This window comes from Promicromonospora sukumoe 327MFSha3.1 (assembly GCF_000385135.1).
In the GTDB taxonomy this organism is placed as follows: Bacteria; Actinomycetota; Actinomycetes; order Actinomycetales; family Cellulomonadaceae; genus Promicromonospora; species Promicromonospora sukumoe_B.
In genome coordinates this window covers 247,856-263,764 of the sequence record NZ_ARQM01000013.1, presented here as the reverse complement: position 1 = coordinate 263,764, position 15,909 = coordinate 247,856, and the positions used below count along the sequence as shown (strand labels likewise).

The window sequence follows — 15,909 nt, the reverse complement described above, 5'->3', positions numbered from 1 at the left end:
TGGTGCGGTGAGCGAGACCGAGAACCGACCGGCCGACCCCGATCCTGCGCCCTCAGGCACCACGCCCCGGCGGCGAGGCCCGCGGCGTGCCGTGCGGCGGGGGACCGAGCGTGAGGTCGTGCTCGGCGTCAGCGCGGACGAGCGCCCGGCAGGCTGGGGCGAGGGTTCCGACGGCAGCGCCGCCGAGGCCGGCCACGGCTCGAACGACGACCAGCTCCGCCGCGACGTCCCGCCGCACTGGGGCTGACCCGCGCACTGGCGCCCCGCCGATCACGTGGTCGGCACCAAGGCGGGTGGTCGGTAGAACGTCAGGTGGTCGGCAACCCGGGTTGCCGACCACCTGACGTTCTACCGACCACCTGACCTGCTACCGATCACGATCCGCTCGAGCGCACCCGTCGGCCGCAGGGCTCAGTTGTTCGAGGAGCTCGACTGCGAGCCGGACTGGACGCGCAGCAGGTCGCGGATCTCGGTCAGCAGGACGGTCTGCTCGTCGAGGGCCTCCTCGACGACCTCTTCCTCGGCGGGCTTCTTGCGCAGCTCGCTCAGCTTCTTGACCGGGATGATCACGAAGAAGTAGATCGCCGCGGAGATCAGCACGAACATGATCAGGCCCTGGATGAACAGGCCGATCTGGAACTTGGTCTCCTCGCCCTGCCAGTTCGGCACGTAGAACGCGATCTCGGTGAAGTCCGGAGCGCCCACGAGCCACCCGATGAGCGGCATGATGAAGCCGTCGACGAGGCCGCTGATGACCCCGGAGAAGGCGGCGCCGATGACGACGGCGACCGCGAGGTCGAGCACGTTGCCGCGCGTGATGAATTCTTTGAAGCCGTTGAACAGGTCGCGCATGGATCCCCCTGGGACTCTCAAGTTGGTGTGGGTCGGCGTTGGCCGGAACCTCGACCGAGATTGTGGTGGAAAATCCCGTTCAGCGCATGTCGGACCCGGCATTCCTCCGAATGAGCCGCGTCAATGATCGACCGTTCTTTTCGGCGGGGCGGACGACGGCACCAGCACCGCCGTTACCGAGCCCCAGCCGCTGACCGCCGACAGGTCCGGGGCGTCCTCGGGTCGCACCGCGACCAGGGTGACGGGGCCATCGCCCTCCGAGACCGGCCCGAGCAGCCCGCCGGACTCCGTTGGCGCGCGGCCGGCGGGGACGGGCAGCACCAGCGCGGCGTGGGCGAGGTATCGGGGCTCGGCGCTCGGTTCGCTGCCCGACGTCGTCCCGGCCAGCAGGTCGATCCGGTCCCCGGGGCGCAGCAGCGCGGCGACGGCGTCGTCGGCCAGGCGGACCGGGACCACCACGGTGCCGCGCGGGGCGGCGGCGGAGACCCCGTCGTCGGACACGAGCGTGGTGTGCAGCAGCGCGCCTGCGGGCAGCCCGACGACGGCGGCGCGGCCCAGGAGTGCACGCGCCGTGTGCAGGGCGCCGGGCGGGGCCAGACCGGCGGCGACGGCGCGTACCGAGATGTCTTCCCTGGTCAGCGGGGTTCCGGCCACGACGGGGCGGGCCGTGACGGCGACGTCGACGGTCGGGGGTGGCGGCGGGCGCAGGAGGTGTGTCGCCATCGCGGCGGCGAGGCCGAGCAGCGCGGCGGCCAGGGCGAAGCGCCAGCGCCACAGGACGCGTCGCACGCGCCGGAGCCCCGGTGACCGAGGCCGGCCCGGCCAGGGCAGCAGTCCGGCGAGCGGTGCCCGCGGCGTCCGACCGGGTGATGCCTGCCGGCCGGACGGATCCGGCCGGCTCCACGGCGTGCGCGAACCCGTGCCGCGTGGTGCCTCGTGGCGCGCGGCCGGCGCGACGAGCGTGTCGAGAAGTCCCATGCCCCCGACGCTAGGCAGCAGATGTGGGGGCGCGGGGCCGCCGTCGGGCGGCCTGTGCACAGGGGAGGGAAAACGCCGCCTGTGGTCGCGCTCGAATGCCTGCGGTCACGTGAGTCGTGCCGGTCCACACGAGGCACGACTTCCGGTTGGGCCGGATGCGACAGGTCGCGCTCAACCCGGCAGCAGCGCTGCTGCTGGGCCGCCGGTGTGAGCGCGGCACCTTGCCCGAGTGCTCGGCAGTTGGCACCGAGATCGGTCCAGGCCTGTGCCGACCTCGATGCAAAGTGCCGAGCCCCGGAGGGGCTCCCCAGCAGACTGCCGATCCCGCCGGCCTTACCGGCGGATCAGGTCAGGACGAGGCGGCCTTCGACGAGCCGGACCCGCTGGACGACGACCCCGAGGAGCTGGAGCTCGAGGAACTGGAGGAGCTCGACGAGGACGACCCGGAGTCGCTCGAAGACGACGAGGACGACGACTCCGACTTCCCGGCCTTCACCGTGCTGCTCGTCGAGGTGCTGCGCGAGTCGGTGCGGTAGAAGCCCGACCCCTTGAACGTCACACCCACCGAGCTGAACACCTTGCGCAGCTTGCCCTGGCACTCCGGGCAGATCGTCAGCGACTCGTCGGTGAACTCCTGGTGGATGTCGAACGCGTGGCCGCAGTCGGCACACCGGTACGCATAGGTGGGCACGTGCACTCCTCTGGGACGTCAGGACGGCCGGGGCGTCGCACGCTCACAGGGCCGGGGCCTGGCACTCGGGGTTTCCGAGTGCCAATAGTAACGGTCGAGCGGCGGGTGATAGTCCCAGGATCTCCCGAGGCTGTTCACGCCTGCGCGTTCACCCAAGCCCTGGGGCGGACGGTAGTCTCCACTGCGTGTCCGCGACCACTCCCGCCGAGCCAGTAGAGCCCGTCGAAAAAGTCCCCTCCGCCGGTGCACGGCCCGCCAAGCGCCGTCGGACTCGCACCACCCGCGTCCGCCAGTTCCTGGTCGGTACAGCCGTCGTCGTCGTGCTGGCGCTGGTCGCCGTGACGACCTTCGGATGGCTCACCGGACGCCGTCCGCTGCCGGACTACTCCGGGTCTGTCCAGGTCGAGGGCCTGGGCTCGGACGTGCGCGTGAGCCGCGACGCCCAGGGCGTGCCGCAGATCTACGCCGACACCGCCGAGGACCTGTTCCGCGCGCAGGGCTACGTGCACGCGCAGGACCGCTTCTTCGAGATGGACTACCGCCGCCACGTGACGGCGGGCCGCCTGGCCGAGCTCGTCGGCAACAACGAGGACGCGATCAAGGCCGACATGGTCACGCGCACCTTCGGCTGGCGGCACGTCGCGGAGGAGGAGTTCAACATCCTCGACGACACGACCCGGCAGTACCTCCAGGCCTACGCGGACGGCGTCAACGCCTACCTCGCCGACCGCAGCCCCGGCGAGACCGCCGTGGAGTACACGGTGCTCGACGTCAGCGTCGAGGTGAACGACCCCGAGCCGTGGGGCCCGATCGACTCGCTGGCGTGGCTCAAGGCCATGGCCTGGGACCTGCGCAGCAACTACGACGACGAGCTCGACCGCGCCCAGGCCTACAGCACGCTGGGCGACGCGTCGCGCGTGGCCGAGCTGTTCCCGGCCTACTCCGGCACGGGCAACGCGCCGATCCTCGACGCCGCCGAGGCGGGTGCGCAGGCAACCGCTCCGTCGGGTACCGAGACGGCGTCGGCCACCGAGGAGGTCTACCAGAGCCCGCACCTCGCCGACGCCCTCGAGTCGGCGCAGAAGGCGCTCGATGCCGTGCCCGTGCAGATCGCGCGCGGTGAGGGCACCGGCTCCAACTCGTGGGTGGTCTCGGGGCAGTACACGAAGTCGGGCAAGCCGCTGCTGGCCAACGACCCGCACCTCGCCCTCGCGGCCCCCGGTATCTGGGCGCAGGTCGGTCTGCACTGCAACCAGGTGGGCCCGGAGTGCCCGTACGACGTGGCCGGGTTCTCGTTCTCCGGCTTCCCCGGCGTGATCATCGGCCACAACGCCGACATCTCCTGGGGCCTGACCAACATGGGCGCCGACGTCACCGACTTCTTCATCGAGCGGGTCCGCAACGACACGTACATGCGGGGCACGAACAAGTGGGTCCCGATGGAGACGGAGACCGAGGTGATCCGGGTCGACGGCGGAAGCTCCATCGACCTGGAGGTCCGGCGGACCGTGCACGGCCCGATCATCTCCTCCGTCATGGACGAGACGCAGATGGAGGCCGTGCGCAACGCGCCCACCGAGATCGGCCCCGAACAACGCCCCCAGTACGAGATCTCGCTCCAGTGGACCGCGCTCCAGCCGGGCCGCACCGCCGATGCCGTGTTCGAGATGAACCGCGCCAAGACGCCCGCCGACATGAAGGCGGCGGCCGCGAAGTTCGAGGTCCCGGCGCAGAACATCGTGTACGCGACGACGGACGGTCACATCGGCTACCAGGCGCCGGGCAAGATCCCGGTGCGCGCGAACGTGCCGGGTGCGGTCGAGTCGGACGGCACCTGGCCGCGCCCCGGCTGGGACGCCCGCTACGACTGGACCGGCTACGTGGACCCGGCGCAGATGCCCGGCGTGGTGGACCCGAAGGAGGGCTTCATCGTCGCCGCGAACCAGGCCGTGCTGCCAGGTGGCGACGGGCCGTTCCTCAGCCGCGACTGGGACTACGGCTACCGGTCGGAGCGCATCCGGACCCTGATCAGCGACCGCATCGCGGAGGGCCGCAAGCTGACGGCCGCTGACATGTCCGAGTTCCAGATGGACCAGTGGAGCAGGTTCGCCGACGTCCTGGTGCCCGTGCTGGTCGAGGTGGACCTCCCCGCCGGCTACGACTCTGACGGCCAGGAGCTCCTGGCCGACTGGGACAGGTCGATGGACGCCGACTCCGCGGCCGCCGCCTACTTCGCGGCCGTGTGGCGCAACCTGCTGCGGATCACCTTCCACGACGAGCTGCCCGAGGGCATGTGGCCCGACGGCGGCAGCCGCTGGCTCGCCGTCATCCAGGGCATGCTCGGCGACCCGGAGAACCCCTTCTGGGACGACCAGTCCACGGTGTCGGTCGTCGAGAGCCGGGACGAGGTGCTGACGCAGGCGCTGGTCAGCGCCCGCCAGGACCTCACGGTCGAGATCGGCAAGGACACCAGCGACTGGGAGTGGGGCACGCTGCACCAGCTCCGGCTGGAGCACCTGGTGCTCGGCGGCTCCGGCATCCCGGCCCCGATCTCGGCCTACATGAACCCGGCGCCGGTCAAGGTCGGCGGTGGGTCGTCGATCGTGAACGCCACCGCCTTCGACGCCGCCAGCGGCAGCTTCGACGTGACCAGCGGCCCGTCGATGCGCATGGTCGTGGACCTCGCCGACCTGGACGCCTCCACCTGGGTGGTCGTGACCGGCGCGTCGGCGCACCCGGGATCACCGCACTACGACGACCAGCTCAGCGCCTGGGCGGCGGGGGAGACGTTCCCTTGGCCGTTCACCGCGGACGCCGTCGAGGGAGCCGCCGAGGACGAGCAGATCCTGACGCCGTAGGTCGCGGCCCCGCCCCGCCCCGTTGGCCGAGCCGCCCCGCCCCGGTGGTCGAGCTTGTCGAGACCCCACCAGGTCTCGACAAGCTCGACCACCGAGCCGGAATAGCTCGACCGGCGGGGCGGCGGCGCTTCCGGTCAGCCCAGCCAGCGCCAGTCGGTCGTGGTGGCGACGGCGTGGACCAGGATGTCGTGCTCCTCGCGGGGCAGCGGGTGGTCCGCGGCGTCGTACACCTCCTCGGGGAAGACGACGGCGACGACCTTCGCACCCGGCCGCAGGTGGGTCAGCGCGCGGTCGTACCAGCCGCCGCCCTGGCCGAGCCGCACCCCGCGGGTGTCGACGGCGAGAGCCGGTGCCAGGACGACGTCGGCCAGCTTGACGGCGTCGGTGCCCAGGGCGGGGCCGCCCGGCTCGGGCGGCCGTCCGGGGGCCCGCTCCAGCAGGTCGTCCGGGCCGGTGTAGTCCGCCCAGTCGCGGGCCAGGCCGGCCCCGAGCACGGGGAGCAGCGCGCGGACGCCACGGTCCGCGAGACGGTCCAGGAGGGGCAGCATGCCGGGTTCCGCGCTGCGGGCCGCGTACGCCGCGACGCATCCGGCGTCGCGCACCTCGGGGATGGACTCGATGACGTCGGCGAGCAGCTCGGCGGCCTCCGCACGGCGTCGGACGGACCGGAGACCGCGCTGGGCGCGGATCGCGCGACGCAGCTCCTCCTTGGCGTCGCCTGTCTCCATCCCGGGTTGGACGGGGTAGGGCTGTGGCGTCGGAACAGAGATGCCGCTCATGACCGCTATTGTGCCAAGACTCCGAGACTGGATTGTTACGAACAGCGTACGAAGAAGGCGAGAACATGACCGAGCGGCTGCTCGACGGGTCCCAGGCCACCGAGCGTGGTAGACCCTCCTCCAGCGGGGGAATCGTCATGGGACGTGGCAGGGGGCGAACGATGTTGCCGTCGAGTAAGTCGGACGTGCCGGAAGGCACCACAGGTAAGTTTGTGAAGGGGTGGACGGTGGCCAAGCCATGGCCGGTGACGCTGCGTGAGGACACGCCGTCAGGGACTGTCGTGCTGCGCCCGCTCCGGCGCCGGGACGCGACCGACTGGTCGCGCCTGCGGGCCGAGAACGCGGCTTGGCTCGAGCGCTGGGAGGCGACGTCGCCCGGTGCGAACCGGTACATCGCCTCGACGTTCGGCGAGTACGTGCGGTCACTCTCGGCGCAGGCCCGCGCGGGGACGTCCCTCCCGTTCGGCGTGGAGCTCGACGGCGCCCTCGTGGGGCAGCTGACCGTCGCCTCGATCACCTGGGGTTCCATGTGCTCCGCGAGCATCGGCTACTGGGTGAGCCAGAGCGTGGCCGGCCGCGGCGTCATCCCCACGGGCGTCGCGATGGCCACGGACTACGCCTTCTTCCTCGGTCTGCACCGCATCGAGATCAACATCCGGCCCGAGAACAAGCCGAGCCTGCGCGTGGTCGAGAAGCTCGGGCTGCGGGACGAGGGCGTGCGCGAGCGGTTCCTGCACATCCAGGGGCAGTGGCGCGACCACCGCACCTTCGCGGTGACCCGCGAGGAGGTCCCGGAGGGCCTGCTGGCGCGCTGGCAGCGCACGCGTGAGGCGTTGTAACGGTGGGACACGCCGTACGCGCTGCGGCCGGGCGTGCCGATGCTCGCCTACCGTCGTGTCGTGGAATCGACCGCGGGACTCACAGCCGTAGCGCTGTTCGTCCTGTGGCTGGGCTACTGGATGCCGAGCATGGTGCGTCGCCGGGCGGAGCTCGCCGACGCGCGGGTGCCGGACCGGTTTTCAGGAGGGCTGCGCGTCGTCGCGATGAGCGGCTCGGGTAGGAGAGGAGGGGCGATGGTCAACGACGGCAACCGGCGAGGTAGCGGCCAGGGCGTGCCGCGCGTCGCCCACCCGACCCCGCGCCAGGGCCTCCCGCTGCAGATCATGGTGCGCGGCCGCCCGCTGACGGCGGAGCGCATCCGCCGGGTGGAGCGCCGTGCGCGGCGGGCCGCCCGGGCGCGCCGTCGTTTCATCGTGTCGATCTTCCTGCTGGTGGCCAGCATCGTCGCGTGGGCGCTCGTCGGGCTGAACCAGCTGCACTGGGGTGCCGCCGTCACGACGTCGGCCATGCTGCTGTTCGTCCTGTTCCTGGGGCGCCGCGCGGCCCGTGCGGCCCGCAGGGCGGACGCCCGCTGGCACGCGACCGTGCGCGCCGCCCGGCAGCGCGCCACGCAGGCCCGTGCCCTCGCCAACGGCGGCCCGTACGCCCCGCGCAACCGCGCGCAGGTGGTCGGCCTGGCCGCCCGCGGCTCGGACACGCAGACGCAGGCGATCCCGCGCGTGGGCGGCAAGAACGTGCTCGACGAGATCCTCGACGGCCCGGAGAAGCCCAAGGTCATCGAGGTCACGGCGGAGGTCGTGGACGAGGTGCCTGCCGGCGCCGCTGCCCCGGGCGAGCCTGCGGCCGGCGCCGAGCCGCCGAGCGGGCGTGCCTGGGACCCGGTGCCCGTGCCGCTGCCCACGTACGTGACCAAGCCCAAGGCGCCCCAGCGGCAGCCTGCGGCCCTGCCGGCGGGTTCGTCGTCCGGCAAGGGGTCCGCGGGTGGTTCGGGGCGTCCTGGGGGCGCTGGGGCGTCATCTGCGGTCGTTCCGGGGACGACGACGGCGGGCGGTGCTGCTGGGGCCGGTGCGGGTGCCTCCGGCGCTGCTGCCGGTGCTGGATCTGCCGCGAAGGCCGCCGACGTGGCCGAGGACGAGCTGCTGCGCGGCGAGCCGCCGCGCATGAAGTCCGAGACGCTGGGCCAGCCGCTCGAGGAGATCCTGGCCCGACGTAGGGCGGCGGGGTGACCTGCCAGCTGATCCTGCTGGTCGGTGTCGCGCGGGTCACGCGTTCGTGACCCGCGCGACACCCGATCGAGTTGCGGAGTCGGGGCGGTGAAGTGCTAGTCTTCTGCAGTCCGAGGGGCTATGGCGCAGTTGGTAGCGCGTCTCGTTCGCAATGAGAAGGTCGGGGGTTCGAATCCCCCTAGCTCCACCGACAGAGGGCCGCTGAACTGGTATCACACCAGGTCAGCGGCTTTCTTGTTTCTTGCCGGACCGCCACGACGAAGGGCGGCCCATGAAAATGCCACGGATCGTGCCACGCATTAGGTGGCGACGTGCGCGTACGAGCGCGCTTGGACGGCAGGTGTGCCACGCACACCTGACGCCCATGGACGACCACGCTGAGAACGACGGGACTGCTGCACCAATAGGTGACAACTGACTTGTGGTGCCGACAGGCACTGCTGGAAGGATGTTCACCGTGCCCAGACCCCACCCCAAAGAGTTCCGCGAGGACGTCGTGGCCGTCGCCCGCCGTGGACAGGCTCCGATCCGGCAGGTCGCGAAGGACTTCGGCATCTCGGAGTCCTGCCTGCGCAACTGGCTGCACGCCGCCGATGTCGAAGAAGGCACCCGGCCTGGTGTGACCTCTTCCGAGTCGGCCGAGCTGCGTGAGCTGCGGCGGCGCAACCGGCTGCTGGAACAGGAGAACGAGGTCCTGCGCCGCGCGGCCGCCTACCTCTCCCAGGCGCAGCTGCCGGGAAAAGGCTCTACCCGCTCGTGACAGAGCTCGCCGGCGTGGGGATCCCCGTGACGGTGACGTGCCGGGTCCTCAAGCTCGCCAGACAGCCCTACTGCCGGTGGCTACGCCACCCGATCACCAGTGCCGAGGTCGCGGGGGCGTATCGCGCGAACGCGTTGTTCGACGCCCACCGCGACGACCCCGAGTTCGGTCACCGTCTGCTGGTCGACGAAGCACGCCAGGCCGGCCAGAGCATGGCGGACCGGACCGCGTGGCGGATCTGCACCAGAAACGGGTGGTGGAGCGTGTTCGGCAAGAAACGTGGCAAGAACGGCAAGCGCCCAGGACCGCCGGCGCACGACGACCTTGTCAACCGGGACTTCACCGCTGCCCAGTCGAATACCTTGTGGTTGTCGGACATCACCGAGCACGCCACGAGCGAGGGCAAGCTCTACCTCTGCGCGATCAAGGACGTCTACTCCAACCGGATCGTGGGCTACTCGATCAGCGACCGCATGAAGTCCTCGCTGGCCGTTAACGCCCTGAACTCCGCGGTCGCCAGACGTCGGATCGAGGGCTCACACGTGGCCGGGTGCGTGGTCCACACCGACCGCGGATCGCAGTTCAGGTCCCGGAAATTCCTGGCCGCGCTGCGCACCCATGACCTCGTCGGATCGATGGGCCAGGTCGCCTCCGCCGGGGACAACGCCGCCATGGAGTCCTTCTTCGCGCTGCTGCAGAAGAACGTCCTGGACCGCAAACGATGGGCCACCCGGGAAGACCTCCGGATCGCGATCATCACCTGGATCGAGCGGACCTATCACCGACGCCGCCGCCAGACCCGCCTGGGACGATTGACCCCGATCGAGTACGAAGCAATCATGACCACTCAGGTCGCACTCGCCGCCTGAGAAACCCTGTCACCTATCGGTGCAGCAGTCCCGATGGCCCGTTTGGCCCCGTTACTGCGTTGACGTATGACGTGGACGTTCACGCCTATCGTGAGTCCCTCGACAGTCCGGACGGGAGCCTGCACAAGGTGCGTGTTGCCATAGAGAAGGTGGCTGCGGCCATCACGAAGCAGTAGCCTTCCGCGGCTCGCGGCTCGCGGCGCCGGGTGAGGGCTTTGGCAGTGTCACTGAATTACAGGTCACGGAAGGTCTGCGGTTGACGGCGCGGCGTAGTGCGACCGCCGCTCTCGCACGGACGCGGTCTTCGGTCAGGACCGTGAGCGAATGCCCAACCACGAGAAGTCCCGATCTTGGTGCGATGTCCAGGGAGGTTGCTCCTGGATTCGGGCGACACGCAATCAGGCTCAGTGCTGAGGCCTCAGGATCCACGCAGCCAGAATTCAGAGCCTGCGGGCGCGGCTAGGCCGACGTGTACGGGGCACCGGGCTGGCAGTGCCCCGTACGCTTCGGCATGCGGCATGATCAGTCGGTCGTGTTGTGCGCCAGCAGGAACCAGCGGTCCTTCTCAAGGCCGCGCATTATCTCGATCGCGACATCCTGACTGGCGGAGTCGATTGCGTCCAGGCCGTCGATCGCAGCACGCACGTCGGCCAGGACCACGTCGATCTCGGCGACCACGTCGGCGATGATCTTCGTCGACTGAGTGAAGCCGGCCGGCACGGCAGTAGTGGGGACTGTCCGCGCGACCGTACTGAGGCGTGCGTCGATGGGCAGCCCGAGCGCGACGATCCGCTCCGCGGCGGCGTCCGCGAAGTCGCCCGCATGCGTCACGATGTCGTCGAGAAGCTCGTGCACCCCGACGAAGTTGCTGCCCCGGACGTGCCAATGGGCCTGCTTGCCGTTGACCGTGAGCGCCTGCAGCCGCAGAACGACGGGCGACAGGAACTGGGCGACCGCGGCGGCGGCCGTGGGGTCGCTCGCCGTCGTCGGAATGGTGTCCACCGTACTCATGGATTTCCTCCGGGCTCTAGTGCTGTTCTGTCGTCCGGTACAACACTCGTGGGGACCGCTCATTCCGCTTCGGAGAGCTGCTCAGGTGTGATCCCGCTGACGGTGCCGAGTCACCTATCGAGGCCCTAACCGCTGGCTCCATCCCGGTGTACTGGGGACGAAATCGCCCGGGACGAACTGGGCGGGAGCCCGGCGGGGCATCAGCGCCATGCGAAGTACCTACGCCGATGCAGTCATCTGGCAGATCCTCGGTACATGACGTTCGAACGACTCTGGTTCTGGCACATCCGGTGCCGATAGTTCCTGAGAGTTCGGAGAAGACGATGAACAAGATGTCCCGTGGATCGCGGTGGCGTACGAGCGCGCTGGCGATCCTGACGGCCTTCCTGCTCCTGCTCGGTGGTGGGGGTCTGGCGACCGCGACCGCCGAGACCTCGCAGGCGCGTGACACGGCGGCCAAGCCGACGGTCGTGCTGGTGCACGGTGCGTGGGCCGACGCGGGCGGCTTCGCCGCGGTCGGTACCGCTCTGCACGTGGCGGGCTACCCGGTGCTGGAGTTCGCCAACCCGCTTCGCTCGCTGAGCTCGGACTCGGCCGCACTGGACGCGTACCTGCAGGAGCGCACTGACGGTCCGGTGATCCTGGTCGGTCACTCCTACGGTGGTGCGGTCATCACGGACGCGGCCCTGAGCGACCCGGACGTGAAGGCCCTGGTCTACATCGATGCGTTCGTGCCCGACGCGGGCGAGAGCCTGACGGACCTGCTGGGGCGTCAGGGCCCGGTCGACCCGACTCAGTTGTTCGACGTGGTTGCCAACCCTGGTGCTCCGGAGGGGAACGTCGACCTCTACCTGAAGGACGCCGTGTTCCCGCAGGTGTTCGCCAATGGTCTGCCCCGGCTGACCCAGGCGCAGCTGCTGGCCTCGCAGCGTCCCCTGGCGGCGGCCGCGCTGGCCGAGCCGTCCGCTGAACCGGCGTGGAAGACGCTGCCGTCCTGGTACGTCCTGGGTACTCAGGACCGGATCGTCTCGCCGGACCTGCAGCGGTTCATGGCCGAGCGTGCCGGGGCCAAGGTCACGACGGTGGACGCCGGTCACCTGTCGATGATCGCCCGACCGGACGTCGTGACCTCGACCATCCTGCGGGCGGACCGCGCGACGCGCTGAGCCCTCCTCCCGGAGGAGCCGGGTCGGCCCCACGTGGTGCGGGGCCGACCCGGCTCTCCTTGCAGTACCCGCCCCTCTGGACGGTCGTCGTGAAGGGGACTCAGGCGTCAGCGCCGGTAGACAGCGCGTCGCGCAGCGAGGCGCGAGAGGTGATGCCCAGCTTGGGATAGATGCGGTAGAGGTGCGCGCCCACGGTACGGGGCGAGAGGAACAGCTGGGCGCCGATCTCCTTATTGCTCAGTCCGCGGGCGGCGAGCTCGGCGACCTGGCGTTCCTGTGCGGTCAGGCCCGCGCTCGCGTCGGCCTGGCGGATGACGGTGCCGGCGGCGCGCAGCTCCTGGCGGGTTCGTTCGGCCCAGGGCTCGGCACCGAGCGCTGTGAAGGTGTCCAGTGCCCGAGTCAGCATCTCCCGGGCAGTTGTGGTACTCCGTACGCGGCGCAGCCACATGCCGTAGGCGAGCTGGATGCGTGCGCCGTCGAACGGGAACTCGGATGCCGCAGAGCAGGACACTGCCCGCTCGTAGAGCTCGCGGACGAGGCTCTCGTCGTCGGTCGTTGCGGCCGTAGCGGCGTCGGTGAGCATGGCGGTGCGAGGTGAGAGGTCTGCCAGCCCCATCTCGGTCGCGGCCTGGGCGTGGCGGACGGCGTCGGCGGTGCGGCCGGTGTGCACTGCGGCTTCGACGAGCGCCCACAGCATGCGCGGGGCCTGGTGGGAGTAGGGGCGCAGCTCACCGGGGGAGGAAACGCCGGTGGCGTACACCCAGGCGGACTCGAAGTCGCCCCGGCCTGCGGCGAGGACGGCGTTGACCGTCTCGACCCATTCGACCAGGAACCCGACCCGGCGCGGCCGGGCCCACCGCTCGACCTCGGCCAGGTAGCGCTGTGCTTCCTCGTCGCGTCCGCGTGCGGCGGCGACGTAGGCGAGGAAGGCACGGAACTGCTGTCCGAACAGGCCGTAACCGTGCTCGCGGGTCAGCGCCAGCCCGCGCTGCCCGGTGGTCTCGGCCTCGTCCCAGCTCCCGGAGTCGATCTGGTCGAGCATGACCAGCTGGAGCAGCGTCATGACGTTGCCTGCCGCGCCGGACTCCTCCTCGCGCTCGACCATTCGGCGTACGAACGGCCGGTACTCGGGCAGGGCATCGACGTAGAACGCCGCCACGCCCAGGCGCATGACGTCCCATGGCTCGCCCTGTCCGAGCGTGGCGAAGGCTGTGTCGAGCCGAGCGCGTGCGCCCTGGCCACGGCGGGCGACGTCGCCCCAGGTGTCGCGGTAGATCCGGGTGGTCTCGGGCAGCCGGGCAGAGTGCCGGTCCACGATCGCGTCCGTACGCCGCCACAGCTCCGGGTCGAGCGAGAACTGGCCGATCGCGAGCTGCAGGTTGACCATGCGGTCCAGGGTCGCGTCGTCGGTCTGATCGGCCTCGTCGAGGGCGGCCAGGACCAGCCGGGAGGTCGTGGTGACGTCGCCGTCCTGGTACAGGGAGACGTACGCGCCGGTGATCAGGGACGCCGGGGAGTCCGTGGTCGAGCGGTCCACGAGCTGTTCGGCCTGTCGCAGCAGGCCGGCCTGGCCTGCCAGGAACGAGGCGTCCGCCAGGCGCCGTGCCCGTTCCGGTGCGCGTTCGCTCAGCTCAGCGGCGCGCTGGAGCAGCCCGACGGCGGTCGCGGCCGCGCCCTGGGCGGTGGCCAGGCGCGCAGCGGCCTCGATCACCGCCGCGGCGTCCTCGTCGGGATCGACTGTGCCCGCGGCGAGGTGCAGCGCACGGCGCTGCACGTCGTGCACGTGCCAGCGGGCCAGGTAGAGATGGGCCGCGTGCCGTTCCCTGGCGGTCGCCGCCGACACCACCGCGGACCGCACCAGCGGGTGCGCGAACGCCCAGGCCCCGGAGGCGGGATCGAGGCGGACCAGCGCCTCACGTGCCGCGGCCGGGGACTCGTCGACGGTGTACCGACCCCCGCCGCGCGCCGCCCCGCGGCCCGCGGTCACGCCGTCCAGAGCCGCACGCAGCAGTTCCTCGCGCTCCGGTGCGGGCACCCGATCGAGCCGCTCGGCGTAGAGACGCTCCAGGCGGCGCGGTAGCGCCAGCGTCGTGCCAGACGCCGTCCCGGCCACCGAACCGGCACCACGGGGCAGCTCGACCAGGGCGAGGGCGTTGCCGTCGGCCTCGTCGAGGACCTGCTGGCGCAGGGCGGCGTCCAGCGCGGGATGCGTCTCGTCGAGCAGGGCCGCGGCTGCACCGGGGCCGAGGGGACCCACGACCAACTCGGGCAGTCCAGCGGTGTCGAACGCGGACGCGGCGTCGTCACGGGCGGCGAGGACCAGGTGGACCGGTGAGCCGGGCAGGCGCCGGGCCACGATCGCCAGCACGTCCGCGCTCGGTGCGTCGAACCACTGCGCGTCGTCCGCGGCCACCAGCAGCCCGCCGTTGCCGGCGGAGACCGTCAGCAGGTCGAGGACCGCCACGGCGAGCTGGAGCGCGCCGGTGGGCCGGTCCTCCTGGCGACCGTCCAGCACGCTGCGCAGCACCCGCGTGTGCTCTGGGTCCATGCCGTCCAGTGCCCGTGCCAGCGGGTACAGCACCTGGTGCAGCCCGGCGTAGGGCAGCCCGGTCTCGGCCTCGGCGCCGATCGCCTGCACCGTGCGCACCTCACGCTCGGCCGCGCCGCGAACGACCCGGTCCAGGAGCGTGCTCTTGCCGACCCCCGGACCGCCCCGTAGGACCAGCGCCCCACCTGGGCCCGCCAGCAGATCGTCCAGACGCGCAAGTTCGTCGTCCCGCCCGACAAGGTGCTCTTCCACGCCGTGATTCTCCCAGGCGCACGGCCCGAGCGGCAGCGCTTCTGCGGGTGATGACCGCGAGGTCGGGGACGGGCGCAACCGCATACGACCCCGGCTCGGCGTCGGACGACTGCCCTGACTGCACCGGCGCGCATTAGGTCGTTCGACAGATCCTCACGACCCGACTGTCGGACGAACCTTCAGGTGTCAGAAACAACCGGGCCGCGAACGGCGGCCCTCACCGAAGGGAAAGTCCGATGACCACCACCCGCACCCCCATCGTCTTCATCCACGGCCTCTGGCTCCACGCATCCTCGTGGCAGCCGTGGGTCGACCTGTACGAGCGCGAGGGCTTCGCACCGGTCGCCCCGGGCTGGCCGAACGAGGCCACGACCATCCAGGCCGCCCGGAACAACCCGCAGGCCGTCGCCGACATCGGCATCGACCAGATCGTCGACCACTACGCCGCGATCATCGACGGCCTGGACACAGCGCCCGTGATCATCGGCCACTCCTTCGGCGGCCTGATCACCCAGAAGCTCCTCGGCCAGGGATACGGCATCGCCGGTATCGCCATCGACCCGGCCCAGATCAAGGGCGTCAAGCCCCTGCCGTTCGCCCAGCTGCGCTCTGGCCTCCCGGCCCTGGGCAACCCGGCCAACAAGCGCCGGGCGGTGTCCCTGACCGCGGACCAGTTCCGGTACGGGTTCGGCAACGCCGTCTCCCGCCAGGAGTCCGACGACCTCTTCGACCGCTACACCATCCCGTCGCCGGCCCGCCCGCTGTTCGAGGCCGCCTTCGCGAACTTCACCAAGAACTCGCCCGCCCAGGTGAACACCGCCAACACCGAGCGGGGACCGCTCCTGCTGGTCTCCGGCCAGGAGGACCACACCGTGCCCGACGTCGTCACCCGCGCCGCGTTCAAGCTCTACGGCGACTCGACCGCCAGGACCGACCTGAAGCAGTACGCCGACCGTGGCCACTCGCTGACCATCGACTCCGGCTGGCGTCAGGTCGCTGACCACACCCTGGACTGGCTCGCCGCGCGCGGCGTCCGCACCACCACCGCGTCCGAGTCCCGCTGACCGGGCCAGGGGCAG

Annotated in this window: 13 protein-coding genes, 1 tRNA gene and 1 pseudogene; 9 read left to right on the top strand and 6 right to left on the bottom strand. The window is 70.9% G+C overall.

Annotation, left to right across the window (positions count from 1 at the left end; genetic code table 11):
- Positions 1–7 precede the first annotated feature (7 nt).
- Positions 8–247: a hypothetical protein gene (locus H291_RS33890; RefSeq protein ID WP_157237249.1), complete on the top strand. Its 240-nt coding sequence runs from the start codon at positions 8–10 to the stop codon at positions 245–247.
- A 164-nt stretch (positions 248–411) separates the two neighbouring features.
- Here H291_RS33890 and mscL read toward each other — a convergent pair whose 3' ends face one another.
- Together mscL and H291_RS31190 are read right to left on the bottom strand one after the other, a co-directional pair.
- The gene (mscL, locus tag H291_RS0122115) at positions 412–852 is read right to left on the bottom strand and encodes a large conductance mechanosensitive channel protein MscL (RefSeq protein ID WP_020017214.1); all 441 of its coding nucleotides are present in this window, start codon (positions 850–852) and stop codon (positions 412–414) included.
- 120 nt (positions 853–972) lie between these two features.
- Positions 973–1,641, bottom strand: a complete 669-nt coding sequence (locus H291_RS31190; protein WP_020017213.1) for an SAF domain-containing protein — start codon at positions 1,639–1,641, stop codon at positions 973–975.
- Positions 1,642–2,114: 473 nt separating this feature from the next.
- Between H291_RS31190 and H291_RS34910 the strand changes: the two genes are divergently transcribed.
- Entirely contained in the window at positions 2,115–2,366 is a 252-nt protein-coding gene (locus H291_RS34910; protein ID WP_020017212.1) for a hypothetical protein, read from the top strand.
- 14 nt (positions 2,367–2,380) lie between these two features.
- Here the strand turns inward: H291_RS34910 and H291_RS34905 are convergent.
- Positions 2,381–2,521: pseudogene (locus H291_RS34905) on the bottom strand (FmdB family zinc ribbon protein); the annotation flags it as partial.
- 320 nt (positions 2,522–2,841) lie between these two features.
- Here H291_RS34905 and H291_RS0122100 point away from each other — a divergent pair.
- Complete coding sequence (locus H291_RS0122100) at positions 2,842–5,379, top strand: penicillin acylase family protein (RefSeq protein ID WP_020017211.1); 2,538 nt, start codon at positions 2,842–2,844, stop codon at positions 5,377–5,379.
- Between the two features lie 134 nt (positions 5,380–5,513).
- Here H291_RS0122100 and H291_RS0122095 read toward each other — a convergent pair whose 3' ends face one another.
- Positions 5,514–6,158 (bottom strand): 5-formyltetrahydrofolate cyclo-ligase, encoded by a 645-nt coding sequence (locus H291_RS0122095; RefSeq protein WP_026366008.1) that lies wholly within the window; start codon positions 6,156–6,158, stop codon positions 5,514–5,516.
- Positions 6,159–6,385: 227 nt separating this feature from the next.
- Between H291_RS0122095 and H291_RS0122090 the strand changes: the two genes are divergently transcribed.
- The 4 genes from H291_RS0122090 (at position 6,386) to H291_RS0122070 (ending at position 9,853) form a co-directional block, all read left to right on the top strand.
- Complete coding sequence (locus H291_RS0122090; protein ID WP_026366007.1) at positions 6,386–6,997, top strand: GNAT family N-acetyltransferase; 612 nt, start codon at positions 6,386–6,388, stop codon at positions 6,995–6,997.
- Between the two features lie 60 nt (positions 6,998–7,057).
- Positions 7,058–8,224, top strand: coding sequence for a hypothetical protein (locus H291_RS31185; RefSeq protein ID WP_157237247.1), 1,167 nt, complete (start codon positions 7,058–7,060; stop codon positions 8,222–8,224).
- A 114-nt stretch (positions 8,225–8,338) separates the two neighbouring features.
- A tRNA-Ala gene (locus H291_RS0122080) sits at positions 8,339–8,411 on the top strand.
- A gap of 270 nt (positions 8,412–8,681) precedes the next feature.
- Positions 8,682–9,853, top strand: a protein-coding gene (locus tag H291_RS0122070) for an IS3 family transposase (RefSeq protein ID WP_198012566.1) whose coding sequence is annotated in 2 segments (ribosomal slippage) — positions 8,682–8,960 and positions 8,963–9,853 — 1,170 coding nt in all. Because the reading frame shifts where the segments join, the coding sequence is not laid out codon by codon here.
- A gap of 522 nt (positions 9,854–10,375) precedes the next feature.
- On the opposite strand, the gene H291_RS0122065 is transcribed toward H291_RS0122070, so the two are convergent.
- A complete protein-coding gene (locus H291_RS0122065) occupies positions 10,376–10,864 on the bottom strand; it encodes a Dps family protein (RefSeq protein WP_020017206.1) in 489 nt (162 codons plus the stop codon).
- Positions 10,865–11,187: 323 nt separating this feature from the next.
- Between H291_RS0122065 and H291_RS0122060 the strand changes: the two genes are divergently transcribed.
- Positions 11,188–12,030, top strand: coding sequence for an alpha/beta fold hydrolase (locus H291_RS0122060; protein WP_232216141.1), 843 nt, complete (start codon positions 11,188–11,190; stop codon positions 12,028–12,030).
- 100 nt (positions 12,031–12,130) lie between these two features.
- On the opposite strand, the gene H291_RS0122055 is transcribed toward H291_RS0122060, so the two are convergent.
- Complete coding sequence (locus H291_RS0122055) at positions 12,131–14,830, bottom strand: ATP-binding protein (protein WP_026366005.1); 2,700 nt, start codon at positions 14,828–14,830, stop codon at positions 12,131–12,133.
- A 236-nt stretch (positions 14,831–15,066) separates the two neighbouring features.
- On the opposite strand from H291_RS0122055, the gene H291_RS0122050 reads away from it, so the two are divergent.
- Entirely contained in the window at positions 15,067–15,894 is an 828-nt protein-coding gene (locus H291_RS0122050) for an alpha/beta hydrolase (protein ID WP_020017202.1), read from the top strand.
- Positions 15,895–15,909 lie beyond the last annotated feature (15 nt).